Source organism: Shewanella sp., assembly GCF_048265805.1.
Lineage (GTDB): Bacteria > Pseudomonadota > Gammaproteobacteria > Enterobacterales > Shewanellaceae > Shewanella.
This window is the reverse complement of record NZ_JBLXAT010000014.1, coordinates 82,063-96,008: the sequence shown is the minus strand read 5'-3', so window position 1 is coordinate 96,008 and position 13,946 is coordinate 82,063. Positions and strand designations below refer to the sequence as shown.

General features: G+C 43.4%; 4 protein-coding genes and 1 pseudogene. All 5 read right to left on the bottom strand.

Going from position 1 to position 13,946, the window contains the following annotated elements; genetic code table 11:
* Positions 1–46 precede the first annotated feature (46 nt).
* Positions 47–1,459: an MFS transporter gene (locus tag ACN0TT_RS11530; RefSeq protein WP_417762302.1), complete on the bottom strand. Its 1,413-nt coding sequence runs from the start codon at positions 1,457–1,459 to the stop codon at positions 47–49.
* 315 nt (positions 1,460–1,774) lie between these two features.
* Complete coding sequence (locus ACN0TT_RS11525) at positions 1,775–4,564, bottom strand: TonB-dependent receptor (RefSeq protein WP_417762301.1); 2,790 nt, start codon at positions 4,562–4,564, stop codon at positions 1,775–1,777.
* A gap of 819 nt (positions 4,565–5,383) precedes the next feature.
* A complete protein-coding gene (locus tag ACN0TT_RS11520) occupies positions 5,384–8,212 on the bottom strand; it encodes a TonB-dependent receptor (protein WP_417762300.1) in 2,829 nt (942 codons plus the stop codon).
* A 1,032-nt stretch (positions 8,213–9,244) separates the two neighbouring features.
* A pseudogene (locus ACN0TT_RS11515) lies at positions 9,245–10,169 on the bottom strand (IS5 family transposase).
* 370 nt (positions 10,170–10,539) lie between these two features.
* Positions 10,540–13,392 (bottom strand): TonB-dependent receptor, encoded by a 2,853-nt coding sequence (locus ACN0TT_RS11510; protein WP_417762299.1) that lies wholly within the window; start codon positions 13,390–13,392, stop codon positions 10,540–10,542.
* Between the last annotated feature and the right edge of the window lie 554 nt (positions 13,393–13,946).

Below are 13,946 nucleotides of genomic sequence, written 5' to 3'. Positions count from 1 at the left end.
AGTGACGCTCAGAGTTCCGAATCGGCTCGTTGCAATTCATCATGTATTACTTAGCTCCTGTAACCAGATTTACATTGTCAGTATTTGGCTGCACTGGGGCTGATGTTTCTGCAGCAGACGCATCAACGTCCATATCTAAATGAGTAGCAAGTTCACGGTATTCTTCATCGGTAATGTGATATTTCATCATCAACGAACCGTTAATGAAGTGGAATACGCCAGGGATAACCGTCAGCATCAGGGTAATACCCAGCAGCGAAGTTTCAGTTTGTACTTTGTCCGCTTCATAACCATAGAAAGTCAGCAATACACCAACGACTGCACCAGCGACCCCCATACCCGCTTTTTGGAAGAACGAGATGCCGCCAAAAGCCAAACCTGCCACACGTTCACCAGTTTTCACTTCGCCGTAATCTACCGCTTCAACAATGGCAGACCAGAACACTGGCGCATGCAAGTCCACCACAAATGACAGCAAGAAGTACAGCACAAAGGCGAGTACAACATCATCAGGACCGCTGACCAAATAGAACATCGCCACACTAATAACACCGACGGCCATTTGGCTATAGCGGAACAACTTAAGTTTGCAGTAGCGCTTAGTGATCCACGTAGAAGCGACCATAGCTAAAATGGCTGCGAGTACCCCAGTGCCGAGGAAATAGCCTTGGTCGGTATGCAGATAGTATTTCGCATAGTACATAGCCACCGAGTTGCGAATAACGTAGCCAACGGTGCCCAATAGACACACGCCGCACAGAATCATCATCTGGTCGTTTTTGACCAAATACTTCATTTGAATCCAGATGGATTTTGGATCGACATGGTGTTCTAAACGTTCTTTGGTGGAGAAGAAGCAGAACAACAGCAGAGCAATACCGAGTATGGCCATTGCCCCCATCGACATTTTATAGCCAAGGGCTTTATCGCCTTCCCAGTAGCTCCAGTCGGCCAACTTGGGCACCACGATAGAGACTAAGAACGCAGCAATTTTGGCGAAGAATAAACGGTAGCCGTTAGCCGATAGACGCTCTTTCGGATCATCAGTCAACACACCAATCAACGAAATATACGGAATGGTCACCCCAGTAAACATCAGAGTAACCAGCATATAAGTCGCGTAGGCGTAAGCCAGTTTAAGGTTGTAATCTAAGTCTGGCGTGCTAAACGTCAGGAAGATTGACACCCCGAAAGGTACCGATAAGAACGCCAAATACGGGCGATAACGTCCCCAACGGGTAGTCACTTTATCAGTGATCGTCCCCATAATAGGATCGGCAATACCGTCCAGAATGCGTACAATCAGAAACATTAACCCCATGTCAGTAGGTTTAAGGCCAAAGACATCGGTATAAAAATAAGAGATAATCAAGAAGAATGACGAGATAACGACGTTAACCGCCATATCACCAGCACCAAATCCGACCTTCTCAAACGTTGACAACTTGAATGAACTCATGAGTACTCTTCCATTCTGACTTGGTCCAAGGACAGCTCACCATAAACAGGGCGTTTATAGTACCACCGCCACTTCCTCGGCGTTCTGCATAACTGCCGAAATTTAGCAGATATATAGAAGCATTAGCAATCTTTAAATACTATTATCATACCAATTGAAAGACAATGCTTTATCTCGCTTATCCTGTGGGTTTGCCACACTGTTCACATATCAGCGGAATCTCCAGCTCAGTGAATATCCATTTCTCACACCAACAAGTAGAAAAAAGCCCCGTCAAACGGGGCTTTGGTGGGGAAATGTGCAACTAAGACTCAATTACATCGAGTAACGAATACCTAAACCGTAGGTACGGCTGTAGATAGCGGTACCCGCGTTAAAGACATCTTGGTCTTCGTAATATTCTTGGAACTTCTCGTTAGTGATGTTAGTCGCATCAAAGGTCACAACTAGGTCATCAGTCACGTTGTAACTGAACTGGAAGTCCAAGCTCTGTTCTGGACGACGGTAGATACTACGTGGGTTGGCAAACGAGCCTGAGTCATAAGCATTCAAAAATGCATCACGCCATACATAAGACAGTCGTGTACTGAATGACTCTTTCTCATAAATCAACACCGCACTGTAGGAAGAATCGGACACGCCGAAAATATCGCGAGTGGTATATCCATTAAGTGTGCCATCCGCTTCATAGTTAGGTACATCTTGTGACGAATCTAAGAAAGTACCACTAGCTTGCAGACCTAAACCATCTAACCAGTTAGGCACATTCTCAAGGAAGTACACACCGCCAATCTCGATGCCTTTTAGCACGCCGTTAGAAGAGTTATCAGGCATACCTACGATGTATGGATACATCACGCCTTCATCGTTCTCATGCATCACTCGACGCAGTGAGCTGTATACAAAGCCTTCAATATCACGGTAGAAGTAAGTGCCATAAACTGAACTGCCCTTGCCGAAATAATACTCTAGCGACAGGTCATAGTTTTTCGATTCAACAGGTTTAAGATCTTTATTACCACCACTACCAGTACCGTAACCAATGTTGGTTACATCATCGTAGTAGCGGATAAAGCTATTTAACTGGTCAAAGTTAGGTAAACGGATCGTTTCGGTATACGCCGCACGTAACAGCAAATCATCAGTTAAGTGGTAGCGCAACACTAAATTGGGCAACAGTTTGCTGCTGCTGTTGCTCGCATCATCAGTAATGATCACGCCGACTGGGGCGTCAACATCGAAGAAGGTCATATCCGCTTTGGCATGTGAGTAACGCACACCCACTTGACCATCTAAACGTTTACCAAATAACTCGGTTTCAAAGTCACTTTGTGCATACGCTGACCAAGTGGTTTGTTCGATATCAAAAGTCTGCTTCAGATTTAATTTAGCAGCCTGTTCATCTGACGAATAAAAACCATATAACTCACGGTAAGCTTCGCGGTTACTCCACAAAGAGTGGCCGTTAATGGTTACCCAAGAGGATGGAATATTAGCTTCGCCATCAAAGAAATCGCTATTAGTGTGCAGCATACTTGGGTCTATAGCTGACAAGTTTTGCTGGTTATAGCCCTCTACGCCGCGAGTGTAGTCTTTCGCTGTGCGTAAGTCATAACGTAACCCAGTTTTGGCCTTAGTGAAAATGCCCCAATCTAAATACAGATCAGCATCTAGCGTAAAGGTCAGCGCATCACCTTTACTCTTACCGCCGTTGTCATACATCTGCGCGGTATTCCACATAGATGGATTGGTTAAATCGACAGATTCCCCACCTTCGCCAGTCAATACATCCCAGCCGAGAATGCCATCTTTTTCATTAAAGTTAACGTCAACATAAGGTAACGTTGTATCTGTGCGCATAGCAACAAAGTCAGTTTTATATTCACTGGTTTGGTAAACCAACTCTGACTTAATAGTGGTGTCTGCACCTAAATCCCATTTACCGCCCAAGGCAAACATGTAGCTATCAGTTTGGCTCTTGGTCAAGTCGCCAGAAGTAAATGAATATGGAGCGCCGAGTCCACGCGAATGAACTACGTTGGTGCCATCGTATAAATCGGGATATTGACTGCTTGGCGCCCCCCACCAATCAGCAAAAGAGAACAGCAGATTGTTAAAGCTTTCGTTACGATAACCGTTGTAAAAACCTTCAAACAGATATTCAGAGGTATCGTTTGGTGCCCATTGCAATGACAAGTTCACCGCGGGACGTTCACGTTTACCAGTAAAATCACTTTGGAAAATCGCATCACGCGACAGAACGTATTCAGCCACTTCGCCGGTCTGAGCATTAGTGATTGTTGACCCCGGCGCAGTGCTTAAACCATTTTCCAAGCCCGGCGTCCAATCCCACACGGTATTGCCGTTATCATCGGTCGGGAACATGCGCTCCAAGTTATCAGCACGGAATGGCACAAATGCACCAGGTGTCGCACTTTGGTCACGGTAGTTAGTGCGTGTGTACGACACGTTCAGCAGTGCGCCCAATTCCCCAATTGAGCTATTCCAGCGAGTACTGGCCAACGCACTGACGATAGGATCAGTTTTTTCCGCTTGATCTTGATATACGCCGCGAGCGTTAAAAACGAATTTTGAACCTTCAAAGTTGAACGGGCGTTGCGTACGTACGTCTAACTGACCAGCGATACCGCTTTCCAGTTGGTTTGCAGAACGGGTTTTATAAACTTCAACAGTTTCCAGCAGTGCCGCTGGAATATCAGCGACCGCCAGTGAGCGGCCCGCAGCGGTGAACATTTCACGGCCGTTAATGGTGGTAGTTACGTCAGTCAAACCACGGATAGTAACGGTATTCACTTCACCCGATGCACGGTCTGTTACCTGCACCCCAGTCACACGTTGTAGTGCTTCCACCACGTTATTGTCAGGGAATTTACCGATATCTTCGGCAACGATAGCGTCAACCACTTGCACGTTTTGGCGCTTAAGGTTAACAGCTTTATTCAAGCTGCTGCGAATACCAACAACTTCAATAACTTCCATATCATCAGCTTGTTGTTCTTGAGCCGCATCGTTGTCAGCCGCGAAAACTGCTGGGCTAGATAACGCTAGTAATACAGCACTTGCCAGATAGGTCTGCTTAAACATCTGTTTTATTCTCCGGTAGTTATTATTCAAACCGGTTCAGTCTTAGACACCAACTAGACTTTCCCAGTAATCCTTTAACACTTGAGCCATCTCATTGCCCCCAACGAATGCCACAAGCGTTAAGTTTATGTTAACTAGGTAAAATCATATTGTATGATTAATAGGCTGTCAATCTATCTACAGCCAATAATTGCTATCACTGCCAACGGTAAAAAATACATAAAAAGGTAGATACAAGAACTAACAACATAAAAATATCCTTTTGTTTTGATTGGAATTTTATAATAAAAAGCAATCAATAAGGCTAAAATCAAATAGAAAAGCAAGGGTCTATTAGACCTAGGTCTATCAAGCTATAACATAGGTGATTTACCCACTTAAAAAACAAACATAAAAGCAACATTTAAGACGTAAGCACGCCAAAAAAACTGGTCAAGGCCAGCTTTATGTAAACAAAAGATCTCAATATATTACAAGATATTACAGGTAGTGGTTGTACTGAAAACAGCGAAGAAACACCATAAGATTTCTTGAGCTATCCCCTTAGCTTTTCTAATCTTTGGATGAAAAACAAACAGGATAGATTGCACGGTAAATGAGCGATAAGTCACGCTAATGCTGTGGCAAGCAACGCAGAAATAGTGAGTCATGCTCACAAATAAAATTACCAAACTGAGAGTTACAGCACACTGGTTGCAGCGTATTTGCCTTCGGTCTGCTGAGACATCAATGAATAAACTGCATAATTTTTTAAACAGACATAAGAAAAGGAGCCCCGAAGGACTCCTTTAGATTAAGAATCGCATTTAGTTGTGGCGATTAGAAACTGTAGCGTGCACCCAATGAGAACGTGCGGCTATACAAACTGGTAGTCGTATTGTAGATATCGGAATATTCATAATACGCTTGGTACTTCTCGTTAGTGATGTTAGTTGCATCAAAGGTCAGTACAAGGTCATCAGTCACGTTGTAACTCATTGACAAATCTAGGCTCTTCTCTGGCTTACGGTAAATACCGCGCGGACTTGCGAAGGTAGTACCATCATAGTCCGCCAAAAAGTCATCACGCCACACATAGGACAGACGAGTACTGAACACTTCTTTATCGTAAATCAACACAGCGCTGAACGACTTGTCTGACACACCAAACATATCGCGGGTGTTGTAGCCAGTCAGCTCGCCAGTTTCTGTATTGAACTGCGGAATATCTTGTGATGAATCCAAGAAAGTCGCACTGATCTGTGTACCAAGACCATCTAACCAGTTAGGCAAGCCTTCTGGGAAGTACACTGTACCTAATTCATAACCTTCCAATTTACCATTTGAGGTGTTGCCTGGGCGGCTCAGAATATAGTCATAGGCTTCAGTTTCACCCGGTTCCACATGATCTTGTACCAAACTTAATGAATCGTATGTGAAACCATCGATATCACGGCGGAACCAAGTACCGTAAACAGAGCTGCCGTTACCGAAGTAATACTCTAGCGACAGATCGTAGTTTTTAGATTCAACGGGTTGCAGCTCTGGGTTACCACCCGCAGCAGAGCCACGACGGTTACCTGTCAGATCTTTGGTCCATGTAATGTTTGGATTTAACTGGTTAAACTCAGGTTGGCGTAACGTTTGGGTATAAGCGAAACGCGCAACTAAATCGTCGGTTAACCACAGACGCGCGATCAAGTTTGGCAGGAACTTATCATTGCTGTTACTTGCTTCATCTGTCGCGGTAAGGATATTAGCTGCAGTCGGACTTTCATAGCGCAAGAAAGTCAGATCGTTTTCAGTACGGGTATAACGTACACCGACTTGACCATCGATACGCTTGCCAAATAGTTCTGTTTCATAATCCGACTGAATATAGGCTTCGTATGTTTTCTCTGTGATATCAAAAACTTTACGCAGTGCTAATTCATCATCGGGGAATCCGTAGAACTCACGGTATTCATTGCGATGGTTATACAGATAAGAGCCATTTGCGACTATCCATGAAGTAGGCACATCACCTTCATGATCGAAGAAGAATGGATTTGCATAGGCTACATTGTCGTCGAGGACTTCAGTGTCATGATTGGTTGCATCAACTCCGCGAGTTTTACTGCTTGCACTGCGGTTTTCATAACGCACACCAAATTTAGCTTTAGTAAATATGCCCCAATCTAGATAGTAATCACCATCTAGGGTCCAGCTAATGGAATCACCTTCGTCTTCGCCACCGTTGTCATACAGCGTACCATAATTCCATTGAGCTTGAGTCAGATCCACTTCAGTGGTGTAATCATCTTGCACGATTGCCCAACTTGGAGTGCCATTACCATCATTGAAATCAACGGCTAAGTTTGGCAAACCAACGGCATTGGCACGCATGGCGATGAAGTCAGTTTTGTATTTACTGGTTTGATATACCAACTCAGATTTCAACTGCAGATCTGAGGAGATATCCCATTTACCGCCCAAAGCAAATACATAGCTGTCAGTCTCACTCTTGGCATAGTCACCTGAACTCCATACTGATGGACTACCAACAATACGAGATTTGACGACGTTCGTGCCAGGATAAAACTCCATTGGCGCGTTTGGATCGAGATCTTCCCACCAGTCAGTGTAACCGAACAGCATAGAGTTGAAGCTTTCATTACGGTAGCCGTTGTAGAACGCTTCAAACAAGTATTCAGAAGTATCGTTTGGTGCCCATTGCAGAGACAAGTTCAACGCTGGACGTTCACGCTCACCGGTATAGTCATTTTGGAACACTGCATCGCGCGACAAAACATAAGGTACGCCCTGTGCACCATTAGTAAGATCGAAGGTAGGTAATTCGCCGTTAGCGCCCAATTCAAATGGAACACCATTATCTAGGCCCATTGGCCAGCCATCAAACATACGTTGATAGTGATAATCAAAGCCATTGGTACCAGCGTCACCCGCATAGAATGGTACTACAGCACCCGCAGTGACGTTCTGGTCACGATAATTTGAGCGAGTGTAAGACACGTTGATCAATGCACCAACTTCACCAATTGCGGTATCCCAACGATTAGTAAGTAATGCACTTAATGCAGGATCGGTTTTATCAGCTTGGTCGGCATATACACCACGCGCGTTGACGACGACTTTAGCGCCTTCAAAGTTAAATGGGCGGTGAGTACGAATATCAATTTGTCCCGCTAGGCCACTTGCCAATTGGCTGGCGCTACGGGTTTTAAAGACTTCGACACTTTCAAGTAATGATGCTGGAATATCCGCTACTGCAACCTGTTGGCCTGCTGCAGTGAACATCTTACGGCCGTTAACTGTAGTAGTAACGTCTGTAAGACCACGAATACTTACGGTGTTAACTTCGCCAGAAGCACGGTCAGTTACCTGTACCCCAGTCACGCGTTGCAATGCTTCAACGACGTTATTATCAGGGAACTTACCAATATCTTCTGCGACGATTGCGTCAACAACTTGGACGTTTTGACGTTTTAAGTTAACAGATTTGTTCAAACTGCTGCGAATACCAACGACTTGGATTACTTCCATGTCATCAGCTTGCTGTTGTTGAGTGGATGGTTCAGATTGTTGAGCTACATCGTTTTCAGCGGCATAGACTGCCTGACTGCTCAGCGCCAGAAAGATAGCGCTTGCCAATGTGGTTTGCTTAAACATCTCATTTTCTCCGGTAGTTTTTATATCAATACCGGCAGGCCTCACGACACCCAATTAAGACTACCGGTATCTCTAAACTCCCCAAAGTATCCTTTGACCGCCGTGATAAATTCACGACTTTGTAATTATGATGAAACAAAGGGACTTTAGTTAGAAAAAATAATATTGTATGACGAATTAAGTGTCAATCTGAATGGAGTCTTAATCTCTCAATATCGATCCTAGCTCTCATTTTTTTGTACGATGAAAAAACACACAGACAAGGACAATATTAACTGCATGATAAATAAGGAGTTATTTCATCATTCTTGACAACCAACAATGTTAAAATTTAATTCATAAAAGATCAATTTTCACATTTAACATACAAATGAAACGTGGACGCACTATTTACTGCTCACGAGAGATAAATAAACATCAATGCAACACAAAATACACAAATGTAATTTTAGAACAAATAATGTTCGAATGTTTAATTAACTCAACTTGTCTCAATAGTGCTATATCACCGACACAACTGCGTTTGCAGCACATTTAGCTAACATCCACATCAGACTTCAGCAAACACAAAGGCAAATAAGCAAGTCTTGAAATGCGGCATGATACTGATATTGACGGCAGAAGCCAGCAAACTGAGTAATTTATTGAGTAAAGAGAAGGTTACACTATATCGCATCGTCGTAAATTGTTGTCGGTGGATAATGCTGATATGGCGAAGGCGTACCAATATCAATGCAAAAGCAGACATTACGTCTACTCAGCCTTAGAGAGGGAACTAAATAGAAGTGTCTCAGGGAGGTGCAAATAAGTCCCGAGCGCAACTCCGCATGGACACACTGCTTTCACACGCAAGCACAGTTTGCCGTAAATGGTTAGCCCTTTACAAAGTCCCAGTAGCAGTTGTAGAAATGAACCAATGTAAACAGAATGTCGCCTATCGCCCCAAAGCATAGTTGGCCCGGATGTAAGTGACTCGCGGCTTTGTTTCCTAAATCGATTCAGCGAACAAAGCCCCTAATAATCGTTTAAATATCAAACTACATAGTAAGTTTCAGGCATACCTAGCCCTGTAAGCTTGTTCAACGCCTTTATCATCGCGTAAGTTTCTCCTACCTGACCGTTATAATTTCGCAGGCTTAATCTGCCACCGAGTAGTTGCTTCACTCTGTACATTGCTGTTTCTGAGATTGACCGCCGATGATAACCATACCGTTTTTTCCACTGTGTATTTGAACCATAAAGCTTTTGCCAACTGACCGCTAAGTTACGCGGATGTCCCTGTTCCCAGAGAGCGGCACCTTCCCTCGGTGGAATGAGTAACCAAAGCCCGTTTTCTACGAACGGCATCGTGACAGGCTCTTGTGTCGTAAGCACCATCACCTGAAATATTGCGGATTTTTCGCTGGGTTTGCTTGAGCAAATTCGGCATGACTTCAGCGTCAGTAACGCCGGATAAACTCAGTTCTGCGGCAATAATTTCGTGGCTATGTGTATCGACAGCAATATGCAGTTTACGCCACTCTCGGCGCTTACCATCTGTCCCATGTTTCTTTACTTTCCACTCACCTTCGCCATAAACCTTTAAGCCTGTTGAGTCGATAGCCAAGTGTTCAATGGTGCCACGCGTCTTGGTTTTAAAAGCAATCTTGACGGTTTGGGCTCGTTTACTGATGCAAGTGTAATGTGGGCAAGAAAACGGAATATCAGCCAGTTTAAACACAGAGTTGATAAAGCCTTGCAACGCTCGCAGTGGCATAGAGAAAACACGTTTAACCATCAGCGCGGTGGTAATGGCTAAGTCGCTAAATACGCGTGGACGACCTTTCTTTGGTTGCTCGGCCTTGGCTTTCCACTGCGCTATAGCATCCTCGTCAATCCAGAAGGTAAGTGAGCCACGATTGATTAGGGCTTGATTGTATTGCTTCCAGTTGGTTGTTTTATAGCGAGGTTTTGGCACGGTTGATGAGTGAATTGATGGGCGATGCCGATCAGATCAGCCTTTATCGTTTTAGTTCAACCGATTTAGGAAACAAAGCCGTGACTCGCCGTCATACTCGGAGCATTACGCAAAGCAGCTTAATTTAGCAAGTAGTTCACCTCGGCGTTGAATTCGCGGTCCTCGGATTCAAATATTCTCAACACAAAAAAATAAACAGTTAGTGATTGCTGAACTGTAATATCCGCTAATGTATTTAGCCCCACCTGAGATGAATTACATTGTGATAAGTAATCGCCAGCTAAAGTTTTCAGGTTGAAACGTCAATAGAGAAAGAAAAAACCCAGCTAATTAATTAGCTGGGCTTTTAATAAAATAACTAATTTATGGCTTAGAAGCTATAACGCATACCCAAGGCATAAGTACGGGTATAGATATTATTGGTGCGGTTATACAAGGTTGAATCTTCATAATATTCTTGATAAATATCATCCAGAATATTAGTGGCATCAAAGGTCACCACTAAATCGTCGGTGACGTTGTAGCTCATTTGGAAATCTAAGCTTTTTTCAGGTTTACGATAGATACCACGAGGCATTGCAAAACTTGCTGCATCGTAACTATTCAAGAATTTATCACGCCAAGTGTATGATAAACGAGCACTAAATACCTCTTTATCATAAATCAGCACACCACTAAATGATTTATCAGATACGCCAAACATCTCACGGGTCGTAGTTGATATTTGCTCACCAGTTGTTTGATCAAATTCAGGAATATCCTGCTCAGAATCGAGGAAAGTCGCGCTTACTTGAGTACCCAATCCATCAAGCAAACTTGGTAGATTTTCGGGGAAATAAACAGCCCCTAATTCATAACCGGTTAGTTTACCATTTGAGGTATTCGCTGGTTGACTCAAAATATAACGATTGTTTTCGCCATTAACTTCTCGAGTGATCATTCGTGAAGAGCTAAAGACAAAGCCATCGATATCGCGGCGGAAGTAAGTGCCATATACGGATGAACCAGAACCAAAATAATATTCCAAGGAGAAATCATAGTTCTTTGATGTGGTAGGTTTTAAATCAGGGTTACCACTCGTAGCCTGCCCAAAGCCGAGGTCTGTTAAGTCTTCGGTGTAACCTACTGCGGTACTAAGATCGGCGTAAGCAGGAAGACGAATGGTTTCAGAGTAAGCTAAACGCGCTACAAAATCATCAGTCAGCCAGTACCGCAGCATCAAACTTGGCAACAATTTAGAGCTGCTGTTTTCACCGGATGTTGGGTCAATATAATAGAGTTGTCCATCAACAGGATCTTCATATTGTTTACGTTCGCCAAAATCCATATCCGCTTTTGAATGTTCATAACGGAAACCTATTTGACCATCTAAGCGCTTACCAAATAGATCTGTCTCAAAATCACTTTGGATGTAGGCTGCATATGATGTTTCATCAATATCATAGTTAGTATACATGGCTAGCGCTTGAGGATTGGCACCATATAGCTCTTCAATTTCACTACGATGAGAATACAAGTAGCCACCACGAGGTAAAACCCACGACGTTGGCACATCACCACGACCTTCGAAGAACCCCGTGACAGTATTGAACATGTCAGGATCGAGATCAGTGTAAGCAATGTTGGTTGATAAGGCACCAGCATCGTACAAGCTATGTTTGGCCGTGCGGTCTTCGTAGCGCAAACCAAACTTCATCTTAGTGAAAATGCCCCAGTCGAGGTAATAATCCCCATCAAATGTCCAAGAGATAGAGTCCCCTTCATCCTTGGTACCACTATCATAAAGATCTGCTGTCTGCCACAGCGCTAATTGGGTGATATCTGATTCATCAATTGCGGTGCTTGGGTCATCCAGATAGTTCCATGCGGGTACCCCCCCATGTGAAGCGTTGTAATCAATATCAACACCATAAAAAGCTCTATCTTGATTATTAGCAATGCCACGCATCGCAAAAAACTGTGATTCATAAGTACTCGTTTGATAAACCACTTCAGACTTCAACGTCAGATTATCAATTTCCCACTTACCACCTAAGGCGAATACATAGCTGTCGGTTTCTGCATGAGTGTGATCGGCACTACTAAAACCACCAACATTATATGAGGTTCTGGATTTTACGACGTTAGTGCCATCGTATAATTCAATACCATCATCAATCACCTGATCCCAATTTGCTGCGCTGTTGACGTCACTAAACAACATCATATTGTCGTTGTCATTACGGTAACCGTTGTAGAAAGCTTCGAACAGATATTCGGAAGTATCATTTGGCGCCCATTGCAATGACAAGTTGAGTGCTGGACGTTCACGTTCACCAGTGTTGCTATTTTGAAACACTGCATCGCGCATTAATAGATAGGGAGTACCGTCAGAAGTAGTTGCGCCATAAGCGGTATCCATCCCATGAGCTAGGCCACGAGTCCAATAATCATCACTGATCTCAACCCCAGTTTCTGCGGCATAAGGTAATGAAGCACCAGGTGCGACACTTTGGTCATTATAGTTAGTACGAATATAGGAGATGTTTAACAATGCACCGACTTCACCAATGCCAGTATCCCAACGATTACTCATCAAGGCGCTAAATGCTGGATCAACTTTGTCTGGTTGGTCAGAGTACACACCTTTAGCCGCGACACTGACTTTACTACCCTCAAAATCAAATGGACGGTGGGTGCGAATATCAATTTGGCCTGCAATACCACTCGCTACTTGTGAAGACGAACGTGTTTTAAATACCTCTACACTCCCCAACAATGCAGCTGGTACGTCAGCAATCGCCACTTCACGACCTGTAGACGTAAAGATTTTACGTCCGTTCACGGTGGTGGTTACGTCGGTCAAACCACGAATGCTCACCGTGTTAACTTCACCCGCCTCACGGTCAGTTACCTGCACCCCAGTAACACGCTGCAATGCTTCGACCACGTTGTTATCAGGAAATTTCCCCACATCTTCTGCAACAATGGCGTCAACCACTTGCACATTCTGACGCTTGAGGTTGACGGCTTTATTCAAACTACTACGAATACCAACGACTTGAATAACCTCCATATCATCAGCAGGCGCTTGCGCCTGTTGATTGTCAGGCTGTTGTTCTGCTGGCTGTTCCACTGCTGCAGTTTGTGCTTGTTCATCAGCGACTTCAGCATCGGCCGCATACAGAGCATGGCTGGTCAACGCCATAAACACTGCACTAGCCAGATATGTTTGCTTAAACATCTGTTTTATCTCCGGTAGTTATTTTAATCGTTCCCTCTAAACACCAACGAGTAGCCCGATCTTTTTGATAACTATATTGTTTACCGTCGCAATATTTCCCCAAACATTGGTAGATAAAAATATAGTGGCATATGGTTGAATAAAATCATATTGTATGATTTTTGACAGATCAACTGATTTAAATATCGCCTTTTAGCTAATACTGCAAAAATCTGCGTTAGTTTCTACATCTAGAAATAAATTACAAGTGAGCAGAGGCAGCTTTTAATAAAAATGAAATCAACGAGTTGAAATCGAAATTATTATTTGAGCTATATAAGAAAATTAAAATTAATACGACCAAAGTATTAACAAATGTGGATAGCGCCAATTAATCGACTATTCCCCCCCCTAAATGACTCACAAAATGAAAAGGAAAGATGAACAAGCGTTAACGTAAGTAACTAAAATGCTACTTTTATCTACTTTTTATATTAATGTCGTATTGTAATATAAATATGCCATTGGCACACAAACAACAAAGCAACTATCAAGTGGTTAACCAAAAGGACTGA

What these genes read in the sequence shown, in the direction of transcription:
- ACN0TT_RS11530 (WP_417762302.1), bottom strand. Translation starts at nt 1,459, where the DNA reads ATGAGTTCATTCAAGTTGTCAACGTTTGAGAAGGTCGGATTTGGTGCT.
- ACN0TT_RS11525 (WP_417762301.1), bottom strand. Translation starts at nt 4,564, where the DNA reads ATGTTTAAGCAGACCTATCTGGCAAGTGCTGTATTACTAGCGTTATCT.
- ACN0TT_RS11520 (WP_417762300.1), bottom strand. Translation starts at nt 8,212, where the DNA reads ATGTTTAAGCAAACCACATTGGCAAGCGCTATCTTTCTGGCGCTGAGC.
- ACN0TT_RS11510 (WP_417762299.1), bottom strand. Translation starts at nt 13,392, where the DNA reads ATGTTTAAGCAAACATATCTGGCTAGTGCAGTGTTTATGGCGTTGACC.